Genomic DNA, 21164 nt, shown 5'->3' with positions numbered 1-21164 from the left:
CTTCTTACATTCTACTCCATTCATTGAACCATACCAAATCGCTCCGGCGCTTTCGTAATCTTGCGCTTTCATTCGTGTCCGCTTACGGTTTGGGGCCTAATCAAGGTATACTAAACCTGGAGGTGAGCGAAAATGGGAAATACGGAAACAGCCAGCATCCCGGAGGACAAATGGCTTGCCGTTCTGTCGAATGACGGCTCATATGATGGGCAATGGTATTATGGAGTGACCACGACGGGAATCTTTTGCCGGCCGTCCTGTAAGTCGAAGCCTCCAAACCGTTCGCATGTCCGGATCTTTCAGACATCAAGGGATGCCTTATCCGAGCGATTCCGCCCCTGCAAACGATGCAAGCCGGTCCAGCAGCAGCTGCCGGACGAGGAATGGGAAGCGCAGGCCCGCGCTTATATCGAGGCCCACTACCAGGAGCCGCTGACCTTATCCCATCTCGCTGACGTGCTGCATCTGAGCCCTTATCATCTTCAGCGGACTTTCAAAAGACTTACGGGCTTAACGCCCGCGGCCTATATTCAGCAGATCCGTATCCGGGAAGCGATGAAGCTTCTTGCCTCAACGCATCTTCCCGTGACCGATATTGCAGGGCAGGTTGGCTATACGAACGCCGCCCATTTTACGACAAGATTTCAGAACGTTACCGGCTTAACCCCAACTCAATACCGAGGAGTGAAACAACAGCCATGAGCAAAAACATATATTGGACTCTGCTTCAGCATGACGATTGGAACCTGCATTTGGCCGCGACGGATAACGGCCTTTGTTATGTCGGCTCCCAAGGAGCTTCCTTCGAGGAGCTGGCCGATTGGGCCGAAGCTCGCCTGCCCGGCTATGAGCTTATCCGTCATGACGCCGAGATGGAGCGTTATACGCATGAATTTACGAAGTATTTTCAAGGGAGTCTCGACGTCTTTACGCTGCCGCTTGATCTGGTAGGCACCGCGTTCCAGCAGAAAGTGTGGCAGGCCATGAATGCGGTGCAGTACGGCAGCACGGTTGCGTATTCCGATCTCGCCGAGACCATCGGGCGTCCGCAGGCCTCCCGGGCTGTAGGTGCCGCAGTTGGTGCCAACCCTCTCCTGATCGTCCTGCCCTGCCACCGCATTGTGGGCAAGACCGGCTCCATGACAGGCTACCGCGGAGGTCTTCCGATGAAGACCGCACTATTGGAATTAGAGCAAAAACGCGGCTAAGCAAAAACATATAGGCGCAACAAAAAGGCTGCTCCGAGCAAACCGAATGTAACATTCGGATTGTTCGAAGCAGCCTCTTTTTTTCGCGTCGATTACGCGTTGTAGAATTTCACGATTTCTTGAACGACCGCTTCCTGCGTGCCGTCCACTTCAGTTTGACGCTGCGGCTTATTGAAGAGCGCCTGAATTTGCGCAGGGAACTCTTGCTCAATGCCAACAAGCTCAATCGCTTCGTTGAATTTCGCCGGATGCGCCGTTGCCAGCGAGATCGTTACCGAGCCTCCTGCCGCCTGTTGGTCCGATGCCGCTACGCCGCATGCGGAGTGAGGATCCAGCAGATAGCCGGTTTCTTTATTGTAAGCTGCAATCGTATCCAGGCACTCGCGGCCGTCTACGCCATGCGCAGCGAACTCTTCCTGCACTTTGAGGAGCGCGTCGCCGGATACCACGATTTGCCCTTCCGACTTGAAGCCGTCCATAATGGAACGGATTTGCTCCGGATTTTCGTCCAGTACATAATAAAGGTAACGCTCGAAGTTGCTTGCCACTTGAATGTCCATCGATGGGCTGTACGTCGTGCGGAAGTCACCCGGCTTGTACACGCCTTCTTTGATGAAGCGCTCAAGGATGTTGTTTTCGTTCGTAGCGAGAATAAGCTTGTCAACCGGCAGACCCATACGTTTCGCCAGGTAACCCGCAAAAATATCGCCAAAGTTGCCTGTCGGCACGCTGAAGTTCACTTTTGCGTCTGACTTGCCCGTTTGCTTCGCCACTTGGAAGTAAGAATAGAAATAATAGACCGTTTGCGCCATAATACGCACGAAGTTGATCGAGTTAATCGCGCACAGATGGTTAGCCGCTTTAAACTCCAGATCAGCGAACAGGTCTTTAATGATGCGTTGGCAATCGTCGAAGTTGCCTTCCACGGACAGGTTCAGAACGTTGTCCTCTTGAACCGTCGTCATCTGCAGCTCCTGCACTTTACTTACTTTGCCGTTCGGATGCAGGATGCAGATTTTGATGCCTTCCTTGCCTTTGACGCCTTCGATTGCCGATGCGCCGGTGTCGCCGGAGGTAGCGCCAAGAATGTGGATCTTCTTGTTCTGCTTGCGGGACACGTACGTATATAATTGGCCCATGAACTGGAGCGCAATGTCCTTGAATGCAAAAGTAGGACCATGGAATAATTCCAGCAAATAGAGGTCATCCTTCAGCTTATGAACCGGCGTAACTTCCGGATGGCGGAACGTCGCGTAGCCGTCGTATACCATTTTCTTCAGATCTTCATAAGGAATTTCATCATTCGCATAAAGCGAGAAAATTTCAAGCACCAGCTCCTGATAGCTGAGCTCCTGCCATTCTTTCAGTTTAGCCGCGGAAACAACCGGAATTTCGTAAGGCACGAGAAGTCCGCCGTCGTCCGCAAGACCCATGAGGAAAGCGTCGACAAAGCCGATTTTGCCTACATTTCCGCGAGTACTGATATATTCCATTTGTAATTCCCTCCTACTATTGCCTAACCTTCCCCCTATTATAGAAAAAGACCGCCGTAACCACAAGACAATCTTGCTGGTTAATAGCGGTCATTCGAGGGATTTCGGCGATTATTTCGCCGTTTTCTTGATCAGGTCGATCAGTTGGGACAAAGCGTCCTTGCGGTCGTTTTTCTGCATGTTATCCACGTATTTATCTCGGTTCGCGTACAAGTCGGTTACATGGCTGACAAGCGTCTCCGGCGTCATGTCCTCCTCATAGAGCACCTCGCAGAAGCCTGCCGTCTGGAACGAGCGTGCGTTTAGAATCTGGTCGCCGCGGCTTGCTTCCTTCGTCAGGGGGATAAGCAGCATCGGCTTGCGCAGGTACAGGAACTCGAAGATCGAGTTGGAGCCGGCACGCGAGATGATCACATCCGACATAGCGAGAAGATCCGGAAGCTCCTCGTTTACGTACTCGAACTGTTTGTATTGCGGAGACTGCAGGGATGCCTCTACCTGGCCTTTGCCGCACAAGTGGATGATCTGGAATTTCTCCGTCAGCTTGCCAAGCGATGCGCGTACAGCCTGGTTAATCTTGCGCGCGCCAAGGCTGCCGCCCATGATGAGCAGCACCGGCTTGCTCGAAATAAAGCCGGCGAATTTGCGGCCGCGTGCCGCATCGCCTGCTTTGAGCTGGTCGCGGATAACCGCTCCCACATAATGCGATTTGCCTGCCGGCAAATGCTGCTGCGTCTCCGGGAAGGTGGTGCACACGCCCGCCGCGAAAGGAATCGCGATCTTGTTCGCGAGGCCTGGGGTTAAGTCGGACTCATGGATGAGCACCGGCACCTTGTTCAGCCGCGCGCCAATCACGACCGGAACGGATACGAAGCCGCCCTTCGAGAACAGGACGTCGGGCTTTTGCTTCTTAATAATGCGATATGCCTGAAAGGCGCCCTTGATGACCTTGAACGGGTCCTTCACGTTCTGCCAATCCAGATAACGGCGCAGCTTGCCCGTTGCGATGCCGTGATAGCGCACATTCTGAAGAGGCTCGATGAGCTGCTTCTCAATCCCAGCCTCCGAACCTATGTAGTCCACCGACCAGCCTTCTTGTATAAAATGGGGGATCAACGCCAGGTTAACCGTTACGTGCCCTGCCGATCCTCCGCCTGTAAACATGATTTTACGCAAAATTGCTCACTCCTAAAAAGAATTATCACCAGGACTGGCCTAATATAGGCCTGTCGTGATGATTCTTGCTTCGAAAGCATAATCTTAAAGAATTATCACCCAATCGGCCTCCAATGGTCGATTGTGATGATTCTTGCTTCGAAAGCAAAAGATTATCACCCGACCGGCCTAACCACCTTAAGCCGCTCACTTATCCCGTCTATTGTAAGCCAGCAGGCTTGTTGATTTCCAGTATGCAGCGAAAACTTTCCATAACGCGGCAGGCTTGAGAAGCGTGCCGGATCACCGGCTCCACTCCACCCTTAAGAATAGCGAGACCCGCCAACCAAGGCAACGAAAAAAAGCCGCGACCGGCCCGAGCCTAAGCTCGTCCAATCGCGGCTTCATTTATTCTTGGGGTTTGCCTTCAATCACCTTGAGCGGACCTGACGGCTCACCGGCCGGCATGTCTTCTTCGACAAAGCGCTTGAGCGCCTGCAGCTTGTTCTCCCAGAACCGCTCGTAGTAGCTGAGCCAGCGCTTCAGCTCAAGCAGCGGCTCCGGCTCCAGCCGGTATCGCGTCTCGCGCCCGACCTTGCGTTCCTTTACGAGGCCCGCTTCCGCCAGCACGCGTAGATGCTTCGACACGGCGGTCCGGCTCATGGAATAATGGGCGCTAATGACGTTGACCGGCATTTCCTGATCGACTAACAGCTGCAGCAGGCTGCGGCGGGTTGGATCGGCAATCGCTTGGAAGACGTCATGCTTGGGCTCGGAAGCGAGATTATTGTCCTTCGACATAGCTTGCGAACTTCTTCACGATGCCAGTCCAGCCGCCGGCCATATGCTCGCGTACTTGCGGATGCGGCTGGTTGAACTCGGTAACCTTGTCGGCATCCCAGCCGCCGTGAATCAGCGTAAATTCGGTTTTGCCGCCTTCCAGCTCCTTCAATTCAAAGGTCAGCGTCCAGTCCTTGCCCCAGTTGAAGGTCAAACGGTTCGGTGGGTCAACCTCCGTGACTTTGCAAGGGGATTGACCGAACTGGCCGGCTTCCAAATGGAACTCGCAGCCAACCTCCGGCTTAAAGCTTTCGCTTGGCGCCATAAACCAGGCCGAGACTCCCTCTCTCGTGGATACCGCATTCCACACCTTTTCAATAGGTGCATTCACTTGAACCGTCTGACGTACGTCAGGCAATGTATTAACTCCGTTACTCATGATCCATACCTCCGATTCTTTAATATCATGTCGTCATCACTAATTAGGAAACCATTTGGTTTCGTTTTTAATTATAGGAAACCAAATGGTTTCCTGTCAACAACCTTATTTCGCCAAAAGCAGCAGCCGGTCATCCTTATCAGATGGTGTCCCTCTTCCATCCGTATTATTCGTTATGACATAAATATCGCCGTTATGAACGCGCACATCCCGCAGCCTGCCTTCATTCTGAAGCACAACCGACATCTTTTTCGTCAGCGTATTGTACCTCAGGAGCTTCTCTCCCCGAAGGGTGGCCACCAGCAGATTATTGCCCGATTCCATCGCTATGCCCGAAGGAGCAATCGTATCCTCGCCCGTATGATAGACCGGGTCAATCATGCCCTCCCGGTGCTGCCCTCCAATCACAGCCGGCCAGCCGTAATTGCCACCTGGTACGATACTGTTAATCTCGTCATGTCCGCCGGGATTACCCGACGGGCCGTGCTCCGCGGCAAACAGCATGCCCGAGCTGCTCCACGCAAGACCTTGCGGATTCCGGTGCCCATAGGAGTACACATAGGAATCCGGAAAAGGATTGCCAGGCGGAATCGAACCGTCCAGCTTCATTCGGAGGATTTTGCCGGCGAGACTGTTCTTATCCTGCGCCAGCTCCTCCTGCCCGGCATCTCCGGTCGTTACGTACAGCAAACCGTCCGGCCCAATCGCCATCCGGCCGCCGTCATGATTAAACGAACCCGGAATCCCTTCAAGCAGCACCCTTGATTCTACCCAGGCATCCTTCTCCAGCTTAAGCACAATAATACGATTCAAGATTTTCCCGTTTTCCTCATAAGTGTGATAGGCAAATGCCTCCTTCGATGCCTGAAAATCCGGAGCTAGCACAAACCCGAGAAAACCGCCTTCCCCTTGGGCATGCACGTTCTTATTAAAATGGACCGGCAACCTCGTCGACTTGCCGTCAGCAACCCGCACGACATTCCCGTCCCTCTCGCTGATATAGATCACATCGCCGTCAAAAGCGATCACCCAAGGTGCCCGCAGCTTCTCAGCCACAACCTTATAGGCAGCCTCTTCCCCAGATACCTGCGCGCTGCCTGTTTTGACCGTTGATTTGCTGTCCTCGCAGGAGGCTAGCAAAAACGCGCTGACCGTTATAACAACAGCGGTTAGAATTCCTTTCCTCATCCCCATCTCTCCTCATCCCATAAGTTACAGAGGCTGACTGAGCTCGATGTACTTAATCTTATTGTGGTCAAAATAAAGATGGAATTTCAAATAGTCGCCAATTTTGTAGCTCCACTTGGAATCCAGCTGCAAATTCGGCTTTCCAAGCTTCTGCACAACCTCGTCTTTCGACATGCCGACGGCAAGACCGTCCTGTGTCGCATGATTGCTGTCCAGAAACACGATACTCCGGTTCAACTGCATAACCCCGTCGCTATATTCGGTTACACTGCCTACTGCCTGAACGGCATCCTCATAATAATGTCCGAGCAGAGTCGGCTGGACACTGCTTCTGAGTAGAAGCAGCTGCTCCCATTCGTTATAGGATTTGTCGGCTACGGCCAGTCTCTCCCCTTTGTAAGAGAAGCTTTCGTCAATCCCGCCTTCGTGGGCATCCATCTCCAGCCGGACCTGCTCGAACATCCGATCAAGCTCCGCCAGCTTCGAATCCGGCTGCAGGATGCCATGCGTCAGCAGCATGACCTGATCGTCCGCGTAATAACGGCGCCCGCCTAAAAGATACTCGTTTGTGTTCACATCATACGGGATTGTGTACACCGAATCAGCCGTTTCGAAACGGATTAAGCTCTCCTCGCTTAACGTCTTATCGTCCGAAGCTGCCTTCGTCATCTCTAGCCCGTTCAGATTTTGCAGGATAACATACATACGGTCTTGAGGAACCAGCGTTTCCTTCACCCAAATTTTCTTGACCTCTTCCGTCGAGAACGGCAAAGCATCCTTGAGGTAACCGTCCTGTTTGGATGGAATGACGACAATTTTCCCCTTCTCTGTTGGGGAGGGACTTGGCGAAACATCCGGCGATTGCGACACTATCGGACTCGGCTCCGGCGACATAACCGTTCCTTTCCCCCCGCTTCCTCCAGGTGCTCCAACTTCCTCCCGGAACGCAACGGCAACAATCACGGCTATAACAATAAAAGACACGGCAGCCCACGATAAACGAACCAGGCCAGGCCTTTTTCTCTTCTCCCCACGGTCGATCGCTTCCGCCTTGCGCACGATCGCTTCCTTCTTCTCCCTTGTAAAAGTCGACTGGACATGCGGTCCCCGCCGCAACTCACGATACCATTCCGGCTGCTTCTCATTCATACGCGGCACTCCCCTTCCAACTGCTGCTCATCCGCTTGCGCGCCCTCGACAGTCTCGTTTTGACTGTCCCCTCCGGGAGGCCAAGCGCGTCAGCGATTTCCTTAGTCGTCAGCTCGTATTTCGCATGGAGGACAAGCACCTCCCGCAGCTTAACGGGCAGCTCCAGAACGGCATTCCACAGCTCTGACGTGAATGCCAGCCTCATAACCTCCTGCTCCGCAGACGGGCTTTCCCCGTCATGGGCAGCGCCTCTCCCGACAAGCAGCACCCGGCGCATAAAGGCCGTTCTTTTATAATTAATAGCCGTATTCCTTGTCATCGCGAGCAGCCACGTGCGGATTGAGGAAGCACCGCGAAACGAGGCAATCGACTGATATACCTTCAGAAACACATCCTGCGTTATATCATCCGCCAGATCATGCCTTCGCGTGATGACATAAGCCAGATTCCATACATCCTGGCCGTACGAATCCATCAGCTCTCTTAATCCGGCGGTATCCATGCGGTCTATATAACGCCAGTATTTGTTTTCCAAATTTTTCACCTCTCACACATTAGACAATGCAAGCAGAGGATTAGTTTCATTCCGTACGAAAAAGAAAAAGACCGGAGCTCAGCTTAAGCTCCAGTCTCTATGTCCCTTACAGCACGGCCGACGTTTCCAGCCTCAATGCCGCTTCTTTCTCGCGGACAAGCGGGATTACCTTCTCGCCAAACGCCTGAATATCCTCTTCATAATGCAAGAAGCCGGTCAGGATTAGGTCAACGCCGATTTTTCGCAGCTCGATAATGCGGTCTGCCACCTGCTCCGCCGTTCCGATCAGTCCCGTCTTGAAGCCGTCATTGTACTGAACAAGGTCGGAAAAATCCGAATTCGCCCACATGCCGTCCCGTTCCGGAGAGGCTTTGCCCGCAAAGCCGACCTGGCTGCGGAACCCTTCCACCGCCTCCGGATTCGCATACTCCACAATGTCGCGCAGCACTTGGCGCGCTTCCTCTTCCGTGTCGCGCACGATAACAAACGCGTTTGCGCCATACTTCAGCTCGCGGCCATTCGCCGCCGCTGCGGCTTTCAGCTCGTCAATCTGCGCCTTGAAGCCCTCCGTCGTATTGCCGTTCATGAAATACCAATCCGATACCCTTGCCGCCATCCGGCGTGCCGCAGCCGAGTTGCCGCCTTGAAAGACCGGTGGGGCTGCCGCAGGCTTCGGCTTCAGGGGAGCCTGGTTCAACCGGTAAAAGTCGCCGCGGAAGCTTGCTTCGTGCTCCGTCCACATTTCTCTCAGAACGCGAATAAATTCCTCGGAGCGGCGGTAGCGTTCGTCATGATCGAGCCAAGGCTCGCCGTAGCTATGGAACTCTCCCTTGAACCAGCCGCTGACCACGTTAACCGCAGCGCGTCCATTGCTGATCTGATCGATGGTGGCCAGCATCTTCGCAACCGTCCCGGGATGCCATAGCCCAGGCAGGACAGCGGCAATCAGCTTGATTTTGCTGGTCACCGCAGCCAAAGCGGAAGCCAGCGTAATCGCCTCGAGCTGGTTCTCTGCGCCATAGCTTGCGACGAACCGCGTCTGAAGCAGGGCGAAGTCAAAGCCCGCTTCTTCCGCCGCCTTCGCGTAACGGGCATTATCTTCAAAGGACCAGCCCGTCTTTTGCGGAATTTCGGAAATGACAAGCCCTCCGCTTACGTTAGGTACCCAATAAGCAAATTGTAATGACATCACATGCACTCTCCTTCGAATGATAGCTGAAATCTCTATGTTCGAATCTAGCTGCCTAGTCTAGCCCTTTAGGAATAAAAACCGGGAACCGGTACCGTGCCGGTCAAATACCAATTGCCCACATTGCGAAGCTTGAACTCTGCCGGATTATGGAGCGTGTGGGTCCGCACGTTGCGCCAGAACCGGTCAAAGCCGAACTTTGACGCCGTTGCCCTTGCCCCCATCACTTCGAAAATCCGGCTGGTCACTTCAAGCGCCATCTTGCCGGCCTGCACATTCGCCGCAGCAACAAAGACCGCCAGCTCGCCGCGTTCAACCTCGCCCAATGCTTCTTCCTTGGCCCAAGCGGCATCAAGCAGACGGTCCGACTTCTCCACGAGACCAAGCGCCGCCTGATAGTCCGCCCACCACTCGCCGTAACGGCTTAAGGTTGAAGGCTCCTCCGAAGCCCGCTCTAGCCCGGAGGTATACCAAGGCCGCGCATGCTCCAGCGTATAAGCCCTCGCTTCCTCCAGCGCCCCCGCTGCGCTGCCTATAAAAATACTCGCCAGAATACTTTGGGACAGTTGCGGAACAAGCGTGGAGAACACCGTCTGGCCTGCATACGGCGTCTCGAGTATTTCATGAGGCTCGACCCGCACGTTGTGAAATTTCACGGTGCCGCTGCCGGTCTGGCGCTGGCCCATGTTGTCCCAATCGTCTATGATCTCAACGCCTTCGCGAACGGAAGGAATAATCCCCTCGTAATATTCGCCGGTCACGCTGTCGTTCCAGGAGATCGCAAGCAGATCCGAATCCGGCGAGCCGGAGCTGAAGCCCTTTGAACCGTTAACGATTACGCCATCCTCAGACTGCTCGCCGATAATGGTCTTCTGAAGCGGATTGGAGGAATTCCCCCAGAAGTAGTCGTTCGCCGCGGTTGTCTCGTAGAAATACCGCTTTTGCTCCTCCGTGCCGGCCAAATGAGGCGCGATCAGGCAGAGAAAGTGATAGCCGTATACATGCGCCAAAGCCGCATCCGTCCTCGCAAACTCTCGCACAACGCCAAGCACGTCGGACCATTGTCCGCCATACCCGCCGTATTCCGCCGGAATAAGCAGCTTCAGAAGTCCGCTATCCCGGATCCAGTCGCGCTGCAGCTTTGGCGTGCCGCCTTCCTTGTCGCGCTCAGCGGCGTCCTCGCGGAAGCGGTCCGCAAGCTCCCTTGCGGCAGTGAAATAATCCAGAGCCGTACTAGTTGTCATGCAGCATCCTCCTCAACGTCTACTCTCCGCCTTGCGTGAACAGCTCGGGAGGCTGGCCAACAAGCTCTTTGCCGACTAATTCGCGTGCCAGATGGTTGGACGGAGCAAGCACGAGACCTGCCCGCACGTCACGGTATAACCGCTCGATGGTGCCTTTTTTGTACCCGTATCCGCCCGTTACATCCATCGCAATGGAGACAACCTGGTTCGCGACCTCCGTGGCATGAATCTTGAACTCCGTTGCTTCATACCACAGCTCGCCAAGCGGCCGGCCCTCGGCTTCGTAACGGTTATATTTCTCGGCAAGCGACAGCTGCCAAGGCTTCAGCGCGCTAAGCCCAATCTTTGCGTTCGCCAGCTGCTGGCGGATGACCTGATAGTCCGCGAGACTTCGGTTGAAGTCGCGATGCACCGTTCTTTTTACTCGTTCTACCACGATAGACAGCGCCTCCGAAGCTACCCCGATCCACGCAGAACCGATACCTAGCAGATAGAGCGGATCTACGCCGTTAAACGCAATCTCAATCGCCCGGTTCTCTCCGACAAGCAGATCGGCACGCGGGACGCGGACATTGTCCAGCTTCAGCGGACCGCTCTGGTTGCCGCGTACGCCAAGCGCTTCCCAAGGCCCTGCCGTAATCCCGGGATCCTTGCCGTCGACGATAAAATAACTGAGATCCGTCGGCTGCTGCGCGCCCGGCGTACGGGTCTGCAGCACGTAGAAATCGGCATGGCCGCCGCTGGTCGTGAACGATTTTTCCAGGTCCAAAATATAATCCTCGCCGTCGCGTTTCGCTTCGCTTAGGTTGAACCAGGTATGCCCGCCCGTTGCCTTCTCGCTCATCGAATGAGTTCCGATCGCGCCCCGGCGGACCGGTTTCAACCAGCGTTGCTTCTGATCCTCCGATCCGTAATATACCAGCGTCTGCGCCGCGCCGACATGCATGACATAGATCAGGGAAGTGGAAGGGCAGCCTTTGCCGATCTCCTCCGCGGCCAGCGCAAAGGCGGCATAGTCCAGCCCTAGTCCGTCATATTCGGTCGGGATGATCAGGCTGTTCCAGCCTTTGTCCGCTAAAGCCTGCAAATTTTCCGAGGGAAATACGCCCTCTCTGTCAATCCGTTCCGCATTCGGGCGAATCACTTCGTCAACGGTTTCCCGGATGGAAGCCACAAGCTGCCCGTAATCCGGCTGTGCTGCAACAGTTGCCATACATTTACCCTCCTTAATAACTCGTCTTTACCCTTTTATATCGATGAAGCTTTCGCCTCGTATTCTCCGGATGGCTCGGCTGCGGCGCCAACGCGGGCAGGCAGCGAGGGATCGCGTTTTACCCGGAACCAGGCATAAGCCAAGCTGATGAGTACGATAGCAAAAATGACCCAAGGGAAGTAGCTGACCGGCTTCGGCTGTCCCGGCTGAATCATCGCCCAGATCGGAAGCGCGATGCTGATTACGCCAAGCACCGGAAGCACGTAGCGCTGGAACGCGTTTAGCTCTTCGTTCGGATACACGATAACCGCAATATTAAGCAGCGCATAAATAAGCAGCAGCGGAATCGTGCCGATCGTTCCGAGATACCCGAAGCCGGTTACCCATGTATCGCCGGCAAAACCGAACAGCAGCGCGAATACGATTCCTAGGCCGCTAAGCAGCGACAAGGCGCCGGCAGGGGTCTGCCATTTGGAGACCGCGCTGAGCTTTAAGGTAATCAGCCCTTCGCGTGCCGAGTTGAAGACGATCCGCGAGAAGCCGTTCAGGCAGGCGATCGTCATGCCGACGATACTCGTAAATCCGGCGATAACCGCCAGGAACGAGAAATCGCCCAAATAACGATCTGCCAGCGTTATGAACGGATTCGTGCTTTTCACGAGCTCATCGTTGTTGTTGCCAAAGCCCGCGATAACGGCATAGCTGACAAGCAGATAGAACACCGTCATAATCGCGATGCTGATCAGAACGGCGCGCTTGACGTTGCGCTTTGGATTTTGCGTTTCTTCCGCCAGAGCAGCCGAATTCTCGAAGCCGATGAACAGGTATATCGCCAGCGGGAAACCAAGCCCCACGCCTGCAAGACCGTCCGTTACCGAGGAAGGGACAAACGGCTTAGCCGATAAGCCGTTAGGCGGATCAAGCAGGATATAGACCGACACGCCAAGCAGCACTAGCACTTCGATGACAAGCGCAATGCTTGCGATTTTGGTCGAGCGGTCGATGCCGATAATCGTCAGCCCCCAGATCAGGACGCCAAGGACGACCGTCGGGATCGCCCAATGAATATGAATGCCGTATAACGCCAGCGAGTCCGCGGTCCAGCCGCCAAGCTCGATAAAAGCAGATGCGGCCAGGAACACCGTACCCGCGATAAACACGATAGAAGAAGCCGTGCCCGTCACTCCGCCAAACGACATGCCGATATATTTGATCAGCGAGCCGCTGGATGGATGTTTGGCCGAAAAACGGGTTAGGCTGAGCCCGACGATAATAATCGCCACGGCCGATAAGAGTAGCGTAAGCGGCGAACCGACGCCGGTCGCCAGGAAGATAACCGGAAGACCGTAATAAATAGCCGCCGCGGGCGCCATTTGCGCCAAGGTTGAACCAATGGCATCAACCAAAGTCAGCTTTCGCTTGGGCGAGAGTTTGACCGCCGTTGATTCCGGCTCTGTCAAACTCCGCCTTGGCTCTAACGCCCTCGAGGTTGACACCGTTTCTTTTTCCAATGAACTCATAAATTCCATTCCTCCCGATCGTTAATAGACAACAAAAAAAAGACTTCTCGCGTATTCCTGCAAAAGGATAGGAGAGAGCCTTCGGTCGTCCGATCGGATCTATCGTTATTCCATTGTTCACGCGCGCCGGTATTACCGGCCGATAGCGCTGACGCTCTCTTCCAGCTCGAGCTGACGCACAAGCGGGATGACTTGCTCCCCAAATAACGCCAGCTCTTCGTCGTAATGCAGGAAACCTGTCAGCACCAGGTTGATGCCGATCCGTTTCAGCTCGAGAATCCGCTTTGCCACTTGCTCTTTCGTCCCGATCAACCCGGTCTTGAAGCCGTCGTTGAACTGGATGAGATCCTCATACGTCGAGTTCGCCCACATGCCGTCGCGGTCGCCCGACGATTGTCCGGCATGCTTCACTTGCTCGCGGAAGGCCTCTACCGTTGCCGAATCGGCATTTGAAATAATGTCGCGCAGCGCCTGCCGTGCTTCCTCCTCCGTATCCCGCACGATGACGAAGGCATTTACGCCAAACTTGATCTTGCGGTTGTTATCAGCGGCATAACCTCTGACCTCATCGATCTGCTTCTTAAGCCCTTCGAGCGTATTGCCGTTCATAAAATAGTAATCCGATACGCGTCCGGCCATCTGCTTCGCCGCTTTAGAATTGCCGCCCTGGTAGATGGTTGGTCCCGGCACTTGCACGGGTCTTGGCTTGAAATCCGCCTGGCGAAGCCGGAAGAAATCTCCCGCGTAAGTTGCCTGATTTTCCGTCCACAACCCTCGCAGCACGCGGATGAACTCCTCTGAGCGGCGGTACCGCTCATCATGGTCCAGCCAAGGCTGGCCAAGCGCGATGTATTCATCCTTGAGCCAGCCGCTTACAACGTTAATGGCTGCCCGGCCGCCGCTTAGATGATCAATCGTTGTCATCATCTTCGCTACAATCGCCGGAGGGATAAGACCCGAGGCTACCGCAACAATCAGTCCCAGCTTCCGCGTCTTCACCGCCAGCGCCGCCGCGAAGGTAAGAGATTCCCACTGATTCTCCGAATCGCTGCTGGCTACGAACCTGGTCGGCAGCAGCATATGATCAAAGCCAGTGCGCTCCGCCTGCTCTGCGTACCGTATATTCGCCTCAAAGGAGGAGCTGGTCCGCTGCGGCAGCTTTGTCGCCAGCAGCCCGCCGTCCTCGAGGGGGGCCCAATAGCCAAATTCAATTGCGCTCATCTTCCAATCCCCTTTCGCTTATTTGCCGGAAACAGCCGCTTCTGCCTTCGGCGCGCGTCCGGGAAGCTCGTTGTTTGCGATCATTTCGCCAAACGGGCTGATGAAAGCTCGGTCGCCTTCGCCGCTCCGCTTCGCCAGCGGCAGCAATGGGAATAGCAGCTCGGCGGTCCGGTATGCCTCTTCCAGATGCGGGTAACCGGATAAAATAAACGTCTCGATACCCAGCTCCGCGTATTCCTTGATCCGCTCCGCAACCTGCTCGGCGCTGCCGACAAGAGCCGTCCCCGCTCCGCCTCGCACAAGACCGATGCCTGCCCACAGGTTCGGGCTGATTTCAAGCCGCGAACGATCGCCGTTATGCAGCTGGCTCATCCGTTTCTGGCCTTCCGAGTCCATGCGCGCGAATATCTTCTGCGCCGAAGCAATAGTCTCTTCATCCAGATTTTCAATAAGTTCATTGGCAGCCCGCCAAGCTTCCTCTTCAGTCGGACGAACAATGACATGCAGCCGGATACCGAATTTCAGCTGGCGTCCTTTGGCCGCTGCCAGCGCCCGCATCTTCTCGACCTTCTGCTTTACGGCTGCAGGAGGCTCGCCCCAGGTCAAGTAGACGTCCACATGATCGGCCGCCACGTCCATTGCCGCTTCGGACGAACCGCCGAAATAGAGCGGAGGATAAGGCTTCTGCACGGGCGGATAGAGCACCTTGCCGCCTTCTACCTTCAGATGTTCTCCTTCGAAGTCCACGCTTTCGCCTTCCAGCTCCTTGCGCCAGATATGAAGGAATTCATCCGTCAATTCATAACGCGTGTCGTGGTCAAGGAACAGACCGTCGCCAGCAAGTTCTACCGGATCGCCGCCCGCTACAACGTTAATGAGCAGTCTGCCTTTCGAGAAGCGGTCGAGCGTAGCGGACATCCGCGCCGCTACCGTCGGCAGCGTTAAACCTGGACGAACGGCAACCAGAAACTTCAGCCGTTCCGTTACGGGCACTAGCGTCGAAGCAACAATCCAGGCATCCTCGCAGGATTTGCCGGTTGGCAGCAGAACGCCGCCATAGCCCAGTTCATCGGCAGCTTGCGCGATTTGCTTGCAATAGCTGTACGTGACCGCTCTTGCTCCTTCGCTTGTACCGAGGTATCGTCCATCGCCATGCGTCGGAATAAACCAGAATAATTCCATTGTTTTCATCCTCCATCCATTCTCCAAACTCAAACCCTACACCAGCGTCTTGCCGTCCTTGCTTGCCTTCTTCAGCAAATCCCATACCGGTGCGGTGAGACGTTCCTTTTCAAAGCTAAGGAACTGATTGGCATAGCCGCGTACGGGATCGCCTGCGTAAAACCGTTCATACAGCTCATGACGCGATCCAAGCGGACTGCCGATCAGATCCCAGGCCAGCTTGAGCAGCTGCACTTTTTTCTCCGCGCTGACCGTCGCGCCTTCATAATATTTGTGCATCAAGTCCGCGAGCGGGCCATAGAAGTCTTCGATGCCGGAGGGCGCCTGAACGAAGCCTCCTCCGCCCACCTGCTGCAAAATCTCGATCGCGCGGGGATAAAATCTCGTCCCGATATTGCGTGCGGTATCGATATAGGACATCTCCGGCACAAGCACGCCCGATTTATCCGGCTTCGCCTGCGCCTCCGATGCAATAACAAGCGCTTTAATCACTTCGATCTGCGTCAGCAGCTCGCCTAGCTTTTCCTGTACATGCAGGAAGCCTTGCGCGCCAATCGATTCGGTAACGGCAAAGGCCACGCCGGTCACAAACTCCAGCTTGGCGACATAGCGGACGATGTTCTGATGGAACGCCAGCGCATTGGCTGTTTTGTTGGCCCGCAGAGTAAGCACCTTCTGCGCGTCGCCGTACAGCAGCACCCGTTCCCAAGGAATCAGCACGTCGTCGAAGAAGAGCACCGCGTCCATCTCGTCGTAATTCGCGCTCAGCGGATGATTCCGCTCGCTGGCGCTTGCGAAGGATTCCCTGCAAACGATATGCAGTCCCGGCGAATTGGCCGGCACGATCAGCACGTGCGCATGGCTCCGGTTCGCCGTTTCGAACTTCAGGAAGGACGAGATGATAAAGTCATGCGTATATGGCGCGCCTGTCGCAATCATCTTGGCGCCGCGGACGACGATTCCTTCGCTTGTTTCCTTAACGACATGCAGGAAGCGCTCGGCGATCCGGTCATCGTCCAAATTTTTGGAACGGTCGATCTGCGGATCGATAATCGCCGTCGTCAGGAACAGATCCTTGTCACGGGCTTCCTCGTAATAACGCGTAATTTTCTCCTTGAATAACGGATCCAGCTGAGCGAGTTCATCCCGGGCAGCGTACCAGCCGGTAACAAGCGATCTCGCATAGTCCGACAAGCGGCTCATCATGCCATGCGTTTCATGCGACCAGCGGTTGAAGGAGCCGCTGCGCTGCGCAAGCTGCTCCCTCGTGTAGGGAACCAGGAAGGAGCTGTGGGCATAACGCCCCGTGCTCTCCACTTTGTAACCGACGCTGCCTTGGACGGCCGGATCATCCAGCATATTGAACAGCTGCCTAATCGTATCGAGCGTTCCCTTGAATGCCGCATGCGCAGGCACGTTTTGCACCTGGATGCCCTCCAGCCATATTTTTCGGCCGTCATTTAAGCTCTGAAGAAAAGCCTCTCCTCGCAAGCGAACCTCCCCTTTTCATCGTGAGAATAAAAATTTAACTATCCCAATTGATTTAATCGGTTTTGTTTATTATGATAGCTAATAATCATTTTGCAGCAACCGTTATTTATGCCTGAAACGTTGTTAAATCAACACTTTCGACCATTTTGTAGGATTAGAAACCGATATCCGCACAAACCGCGTACAATTGTCCGGCCGACTTTAAGTAAGCTTCGAACCTCTCTTGCTTGCTCGGAAGTTGGATACCCAACACTTTTATAGAAAATGTCTGATTGGAGGGAAATGAGGCATGCCTGTCCAACAAAACCAATTGATCACGGACCGAAGAATCGCAAGGACCAAGCAATTTATTTCGGAGGCGTTTCTGGCCTTGCTGCTGGAGAAGGATATCGAGGGAATTGTCATCAAGGATATAACGGAGAGGGCCAACGTAAACCGCTCTACCTTTTACGCCTATTACAGCGATAAATTCGATTTGCTCGACCATATGGTGAAGGATAAATTAAATCAGCTAACCGCGCTTATTGATACTGACCGGGACGGAACTTACATACCGGATTTTAACGCGCCCGATCCTTTTTTCGTCCTTCTGTTCAGCCATATCGAAGAAAATGAAACGTTCTACCGGGTTCTTCTGACCAGGATTAATCCGGCAACAGCCAGTGCCGATTATGCGGCTTCCCTGCTCGGCGTCATCCGCGATACCTTCTACGCCCGCATTACGGCGCTCAGCATGGATCAAAAACAGTCCGTCCCGCTTGATCTGCTGCTTGATTATATCAGCTTCTCGACCTTCCATATGGCTCGCAAATGGCTGGAGCAGCGGATGGTCTACTCTTCCCGCCATATGGCGCTGCAGCTTACCCGCATGTCCATTCTTGGCGCGTATGATGCGATGGGTTTTTTGAAAAATTAGCATTAAAAATCATGATACAACTTTCGAATTGCATATAACTGTAAAAAAAGTTGGAGTGATGTTATGAGCGGACAAACAGGGCAAACGGGGCAGACGGGACTTACAGGGCTAACCGGTCTAACAGGGCCGGCAGGTCCTCCTGGTCCTCCAGGGCCGCAGGGTATTCAAGGGCCGGCAGGTCCTCCCGGAGCTGGATATAGCCCGGTATACGGTTCGTTATATTCCGGTACACACGAAGCTATTGCGGGAACTTTCCTCATTTTCGATACGATGGGTCCGTCATCCGGAACGGTTTTAGACTTGAGCAACAGCTTAATTAGAATAACTAGTCCGGGAGTTTACAACCTCACGTTTACTACGGATGCAGGGAATGACTCCGATGATGCTAGCGGGCTATTGCTTCGCTTTTCCGTTAACGGGGATACTTCACAAACTATTGGCCAGCTTCAGTATAGAGTTCCGAATCTGGGCAGCAGCCGGAGATTGAATTTATCTAGTTCCATTCAGGTATTTCTAGATGCAAATAGTACCGTTCAAATCTATATTGCTAGTGTTTTGGTTCAGTCTGATTATCGGAACAGCGTCCTCACCGTCACTAAAATCGGATAAATGATTACGACCATTTTCCTTTTTTAATTCTCTTTCAGGAGTGATGCCATGAGCGGGCAAACGGGGCAAACGGGACTTACAGGGCTAACCGGTCTAACAGGGCCGGCAGGACCGCCTGGTTCTCCAGGGCCGCAGGGTATTCAAGGGCCGGCGGGTCCTCCCGGAGCCGGATATAGCCCGGTATACGGTTCGTTATATGCCAACTCGTCACATGCGGCGCCAGCAGGAACCTTCCTTGCATTCGATACCTTAGGTTTTTCATCCGGAACATCTCTCAGCCTTAGCGATAATTCCATTACGGTAAATAGCGCAGGGGTATACGCTATTTCTTTTTCCAGTATTGTAAGTAATGGCAGCAGTGATGGAGGAGATATCTTGATTCGGTATTCCATTAATGGGAATACAACTTTAACGGTTGGGCAGCTGCAGTATCGCGTCCCGGAACTCGGTACCAGCCACGTTTTGACGCTGAGCAGCAACATTCTACTTTTGTTGAATACGAATGACTCGATACAGATGTATATCGTCAGCAATACCACCGGTGAAGTTAGAAATAGTTCAAGTTCTCTAACTGTGACCAAAATCGATTAAAATAAAAAACCGGAACTGAGATCTCAAGACAGTTCCGGTTTTATTTTGTTTGCGCGGATGACAGCCTCCCCCAGCAAAAGCAGCAGCACGATTGAACTGTATATGGAGATCGTGTAGCTCAACGTATAATCCATCCCGATGCCATTGTGCAGGGCTGCGGTAATCAGGTGGGTGAACAAATTGGTGAATACAAATACATAGCTTCGAATCATCCATTTGCGGTGCTCCACCGCTTTTCCTTTACGGATTTTCACAACCGCAATTACGGTGATAACAAGCCAAATCATGTTGATAAAATTAAACGCAATACTGTTGACTCTTCCGCCTGTAGAGGACGGAGCCATATAACCGGAGGTCAGATCAACAATGGCCACAGCCAGCACGTAAGTATAGCCGAGTATTCGATGCAGCTTGGCGCTGCGCTCTCTTATCCGTTTGGAGAAGTTAATAAGTCCGGCAATCATGGCCGCGCAAGCAGCCACAATGTGCACATCCATTATAGTTAACCATAGCGACACATGCTTCAATCCGGTCTTATGTCGCAGGAAGCGGCTCGCTTCGGGATCGTAGATAAAATTCGTAAAGGTCGTATATCCGATAAATCCGATAGATACGGCAATCGTGAGGATATACAGCGTTCTTCTATTTTTCAAGGGACTGCCTCTTTCATGCTTTCTCTTTAGGTAAGTTGGTTAAAAAAGATCAAGCTGCTCATATTGCGGCGGTTCCTCGCGCGGCTCCAGCGGATCCCGGCCGTCCGGCCTCAATTGTCCGAGCAGCGCCATCATCTGCTTCGCGTTATCCGCCGCATCGCCGCCGGAGTTATTGTTAAAGATCACGCAAATATGCTCGCTTTGCTGCTGCAGCTGTTGAAGGTATTCCGCCCATTGCCGCAGCTCGTCCGAATTGTAGCGATACAAATACCGGACATCCCGCCAGTTCGGCGCTCCGCCCTGGTTCCAGCCGCTGGCGTTACGGCCGTGGAACCGGACAACCGTCATGGCTTCATCCGTCGCTTCGAGCACGGTTGGTATCGACCCTAGACCCGCCTGCGGCTCGTCGCATACGCTATGCACCCAGCCCTCCTGGCGCATGAAGTCCAGCGTACGCTCCCGGTACTCCTCGGTGAACCAGCTTTGATGACGGAACTCGAGAGCGACGGGGATCCCTTCCATACGACGCTTCGTTTCCCGCAGAATACGCACGTTGTCCCGGGTACAGTCGAACCACGGCGGGTACTGGAACAAAGCCGCTCTGAGGCGCCCCGCTTCCATCACCGGCATAATCGAGTCGCAAAAGGCCGCAAACGTGCTGTCCGGATCATTCGCAGCAGCCGCTGCAGCAGGACCACGCTGATGTCCGGTCATACCTTGATACGCCTTGACGATAAAATGCAGCGACTCCGGCGTCTCCTCCGTCCACTTGGCGAACCTCTCCGGAGGCTGTATCGCATAGAAGCTGCTGTCCACCTCGACCAGCGGGAAATGCTTCGCGTATTCCTTCAAACGATCTTTTGCTTTTACGTTTGGGCCGTACAGCGCGTCCTGGTCTCCCCAGCCCGCAAGCCCGATATGGATAGGCATAGAATCACCAACTCTCCAACTAAACTATGTTTCTCCAACCTATCATACCTGCTCCGTATTCTGCAAATACCCGCTGCGATAGACGCAAAAACAGGTTATTCCGGCGAACCGGCCCAAGTGGACTCATTCGCCTGAACAACCTGTTTACTAGTGTACATAGACGCTGCCCGCACGCCGGCGGTCAATCCCCTATTGCACGTTTTGCAGTATATTGCTGCATTTTCGCTCGAAGGCCCGGGATATCCTGCACAATATGCAGGATATCCCGTCCGAAACGGCCTAAATGAGCCCATCGAGACCAATATACTGCATTCCGTGCAGCATACGGTGCTCCGGATCGCCATATCGGGCGTATATGCTGCATTCTGTGCAGTATATGGCACTCACTGCTTGAACTGGTCCGTATGTTGCATTCCGTGCAGCATACGGTGCTCCGGATCGCCATATCGGGCGTATAT

21 protein-coding genes are annotated in these 21164 nt (G+C 54.0%); 5 read left to right on the top strand and 16 right to left on the bottom strand.

Annotated features, from left to right (window positions below; genetic code table 11):
• The first annotated feature begins 132 nt into the window (after positions 1 to 132).
• Complete coding sequence (locus WFJ73_RS13870; RefSeq protein ID WP_336773637.1) at positions 133 to 702, top strand: bifunctional transcriptional activator/DNA repair enzyme AdaA; 570 nt, start codon at positions 133 to 135, stop codon at positions 700 to 702.
• Complete coding sequence (locus tag WFJ73_RS13865; protein WP_336773636.1) at positions 699 to 1208, top strand: methylated-DNA--[protein]-cysteine S-methyltransferase; 510 nt, start codon at positions 699 to 701, stop codon at positions 1206 to 1208. The genes WFJ73_RS13870 and WFJ73_RS13865 overlap by 4 nt, the downstream gene beginning before the upstream one ends.
• 92 nt (positions 1209 to 1300) lie before the next feature.
• Here the strand turns inward: WFJ73_RS13865 and thrC are convergent, their stop codons facing one another.
• The 14 genes from thrC to WFJ73_RS13795 all read right to left on the bottom strand — a co-directional run bounded on the left by thrC (position 1301) and on the right by WFJ73_RS13795 (position 17007).
• Positions 1301 to 2701: a threonine synthase gene (gene thrC, locus WFJ73_RS13860; RefSeq protein WP_336773635.1), complete on the bottom strand. Its 1401-nt coding sequence runs from the start codon at positions 2699 to 2701 to the stop codon at positions 1301 to 1303.
• A gap of 111 nt (positions 2702 to 2812) precedes the next feature.
• Positions 2813 to 3880 carry an undecaprenyldiphospho-muramoylpentapeptide beta-N-acetylglucosaminyltransferase gene (locus WFJ73_RS13855; protein ID WP_336774010.1) on the bottom strand — a complete coding sequence of 356 codons (1068 nt, stop codon included), beginning with the start codon at positions 3878 to 3880 and terminating at the stop codon, positions 2813 to 2815.
• 384 nt (positions 3881 to 4264) lie between these two features.
• Positions 4265 to 4657: an ArsR/SmtB family transcription factor gene (locus tag WFJ73_RS13850; RefSeq protein WP_015846915.1), complete on the bottom strand. Its 393-nt coding sequence runs from the start codon at positions 4655 to 4657 to the stop codon at positions 4265 to 4267.
• Positions 4641 to 5075 (bottom strand): SRPBCC family protein, encoded by a 435-nt coding sequence (locus tag WFJ73_RS13845; protein WP_336773634.1) that lies wholly within the window; start codon positions 5073 to 5075, stop codon positions 4641 to 4643. The genes WFJ73_RS13850 and WFJ73_RS13845 overlap by 17 nt, the downstream gene beginning before the upstream one ends.
• Before the next feature lie 105 nt (positions 5076 to 5180).
• A complete protein-coding gene (locus WFJ73_RS13840) occupies positions 5181 to 6263 on the bottom strand; it encodes a PQQ-dependent sugar dehydrogenase (RefSeq protein ID WP_336773633.1) in 1083 nt (360 codons plus the stop codon).
• Between the two features lie 24 nt (positions 6264 to 6287).
• Positions 6288 to 7412 carry a hypothetical protein gene (locus WFJ73_RS13835; protein WP_336773632.1) on the bottom strand — a complete coding sequence of 375 codons (1125 nt, stop codon included), beginning with the start codon at positions 7410 to 7412 and terminating at the stop codon, positions 6288 to 6290.
• Entirely contained in the window at positions 7405 to 7947 is a 543-nt protein-coding gene (locus WFJ73_RS13830; protein WP_336773631.1) for an RNA polymerase sigma factor, read from the bottom strand. The genes WFJ73_RS13835 and WFJ73_RS13830 overlap by 8 nt, the downstream gene beginning before the upstream one ends.
• Positions 7948 to 8053: 106 nt before the next feature.
• The gene (gene sfnG, locus WFJ73_RS13825) at positions 8054 to 9136 is read right to left on the bottom strand and encodes a dimethylsulfone monooxygenase SfnG (protein WP_336773630.1); all 1083 of its coding nucleotides are present in this window, start codon (positions 9134 to 9136) and stop codon (positions 8054 to 8056) included.
• A 68-nt stretch (positions 9137 to 9204) separates the two neighbouring features.
• A complete protein-coding gene (locus tag WFJ73_RS13820) occupies positions 9205 to 10380 on the bottom strand; it encodes an acyl-CoA dehydrogenase family protein (protein WP_336773629.1) in 1176 nt (391 codons plus the stop codon).
• Between the two features lie 19 nt (positions 10381 to 10399).
• Positions 10400 to 11593 (bottom strand): acyl-CoA dehydrogenase family protein, encoded by a 1194-nt coding sequence (locus WFJ73_RS13815; RefSeq protein ID WP_336773628.1) that lies wholly within the window; start codon positions 11591 to 11593, stop codon positions 10400 to 10402.
• A 35-nt stretch (positions 11594 to 11628) separates the two neighbouring features.
• Positions 11629 to 13113: an APC family permease gene (locus WFJ73_RS13810; protein ID WP_336773627.1), complete on the bottom strand. Its 1485-nt coding sequence runs from the start codon at positions 13111 to 13113 to the stop codon at positions 11629 to 11631.
• Positions 13114 to 13245: 132 nt separating this feature from the next.
• The gene (sfnG, locus tag WFJ73_RS13805; protein ID WP_336773626.1) at positions 13246 to 14334 is read right to left on the bottom strand and encodes a dimethylsulfone monooxygenase SfnG; all 1089 of its coding nucleotides are present in this window, start codon (positions 14332 to 14334) and stop codon (positions 13246 to 13248) included.
• A gap of 18 nt (positions 14335 to 14352) precedes the next feature.
• Positions 14353 to 15516, bottom strand: coding sequence for an FMNH2-dependent alkanesulfonate monooxygenase (gene ssuD / locus WFJ73_RS13800; protein ID WP_336773625.1), 1164 nt, complete (start codon positions 15514 to 15516; stop codon positions 14353 to 14355).
• A 36-nt stretch (positions 15517 to 15552) separates the two neighbouring features.
• Complete coding sequence (locus tag WFJ73_RS13795) at positions 15553 to 17007, bottom strand: 4-hydroxyphenylacetate 3-hydroxylase family protein (RefSeq protein WP_336773624.1); 1455 nt, start codon at positions 17005 to 17007, stop codon at positions 15553 to 15555.
• 289 nt (positions 17008 to 17296) lie between these two features.
• Between WFJ73_RS13795 and WFJ73_RS13790 the strand changes: the two genes are divergently transcribed.
• The 3 genes from WFJ73_RS13790 to WFJ73_RS13780 all read left to right on the top strand — a co-directional run bounded on the left by WFJ73_RS13790 (position 17297) and on the right by WFJ73_RS13780 (position 19123).
• A complete protein-coding gene (locus WFJ73_RS13790) occupies positions 17297 to 17923 on the top strand; it encodes a TetR/AcrR family transcriptional regulator (RefSeq protein ID WP_336773623.1) in 627 nt (208 codons plus the stop codon).
• A 63-nt stretch (positions 17924 to 17986) separates the two neighbouring features.
• Positions 17987 to 18532 carry a hypothetical protein gene (locus WFJ73_RS13785; RefSeq protein ID WP_336773622.1) on the top strand — a complete coding sequence of 182 codons (546 nt, stop codon included), beginning with the start codon at positions 17987 to 17989 and terminating at the stop codon, positions 18530 to 18532.
• A gap of 48 nt (positions 18533 to 18580) precedes the next feature.
• Positions 18581 to 19123 (top strand): hypothetical protein, encoded by a 543-nt coding sequence (locus WFJ73_RS13780; RefSeq protein ID WP_336773621.1) that lies wholly within the window; start codon positions 18581 to 18583, stop codon positions 19121 to 19123.
• Positions 19124 to 19146: 23 nt separating this feature from the next.
• Here the strand turns inward: WFJ73_RS13780 and WFJ73_RS13775 are convergent, their stop codons facing one another.
• Positions 19147 to 19776 (bottom strand): DUF2306 domain-containing protein, encoded by a 630-nt coding sequence (locus WFJ73_RS13775; RefSeq protein ID WP_336773620.1) that lies wholly within the window; start codon positions 19774 to 19776, stop codon positions 19147 to 19149.
• Positions 19777 to 19815: 39 nt separating this feature from the next.
• Positions 19816 to 20706, bottom strand: a complete 891-nt coding sequence (locus WFJ73_RS13770; protein WP_336773619.1) for a DUF72 domain-containing protein — start codon at positions 20704 to 20706, stop codon at positions 19816 to 19818.
• Positions 20707 to 21164 lie beyond the last annotated feature (458 nt).

The sequence above is a fragment of the Paenibacillus sp. MMO-58 genome (assembly GCF_037146255.1).
Lineage (GTDB): Bacteria > Bacillota > Bacilli > Paenibacillales > Paenibacillaceae > Pristimantibacillus.
This window is presented reverse-complemented; position numbering and strand designations above follow the sequence as displayed.

Bases quoted from the DNA above. Each gene is read 5' to 3' on its own strand.
- WFJ73_RS13870 (WP_336773637.1), top strand. From the start codon at position 133: ATGGGAAATACGGAAACAGCCAGCATCCCGGAGGACAAATGGCTTGCC.
- WFJ73_RS13865 (WP_336773636.1), top strand. From the start codon at position 699: ATGAGCAAAAACATATATTGGACTCTGCTTCAGCATGACGATTGGAAC.
- thrC (WP_336773635.1), bottom strand. From the start codon at position 2,701: ATGGAATATATCAGTACTCGCGGAAATGTAGGCAAAATCGGCTTTGTC.
- WFJ73_RS13850 (WP_015846915.1), bottom strand. From the start codon at position 4,657: ATGTCGAAGGACAATAATCTCGCTTCCGAGCCCAAGCATGACGTCTTC.
- WFJ73_RS13845 (WP_336773634.1), bottom strand. From the start codon at position 5,075: ATGAGTAACGGAGTTAATACATTGCCTGACGTACGTCAGACGGTTCAA.
- WFJ73_RS13840 (WP_336773633.1), bottom strand. From the start codon at position 6,263: ATGAGGAAAGGAATTCTAACCGCTGTTGTTATAACGGTCAGCGCGTTT.
- WFJ73_RS13835 (WP_336773632.1), bottom strand. From the start codon at position 7,412: ATGAATGAGAAGCAGCCGGAATGGTATCGTGAGTTGCGGCGGGGACCG.
- sfnG (WP_336773630.1), bottom strand. From the start codon at position 9,136: ATGTCATTACAATTTGCTTATTGGGTACCTAACGTAAGCGGAGGGCTT.
- WFJ73_RS13820 (WP_336773629.1), bottom strand. From the start codon at position 10,380: ATGACAACTAGTACGGCTCTGGATTATTTCACTGCCGCAAGGGAGCTT.
- WFJ73_RS13815 (WP_336773628.1), bottom strand. From the start codon at position 11,593: ATGGCAACTGTTGCAGCACAGCCGGATTACGGGCAGCTTGTGGCTTCC.
- WFJ73_RS13810 (WP_336773627.1), bottom strand. From the start codon at position 13,113: ATGAGTTCATTGGAAAAAGAAACGGTGTCAACCTCGAGGGCGTTAGAG.
- sfnG (WP_336773626.1), bottom strand. From the start codon at position 14,334: ATGAGCGCAATTGAATTTGGCTATTGGGCCCCCCTCGAGGACGGCGGG.
- ssuD (WP_336773625.1), bottom strand. From the start codon at position 15,516: ATGGAATTATTCTGGTTTATTCCGACGCATGGCGATGGACGATACCTC.
- WFJ73_RS13790 (WP_336773623.1), top strand. From the start codon at position 17,297: ATGCCTGTCCAACAAAACCAATTGATCACGGACCGAAGAATCGCAAGG.
- WFJ73_RS13785 (WP_336773622.1), top strand. From the start codon at position 17,987: ATGAGCGGACAAACAGGGCAAACGGGGCAGACGGGACTTACAGGGCTA.
- WFJ73_RS13780 (WP_336773621.1), top strand. From the start codon at position 18,581: ATGAGCGGGCAAACGGGGCAAACGGGACTTACAGGGCTAACCGGTCTA.
- WFJ73_RS13770 (WP_336773619.1), bottom strand. From the start codon at position 20,706: ATGCCTATCCATATCGGGCTTGCGGGCTGGGGAGACCAGGACGCGCTG.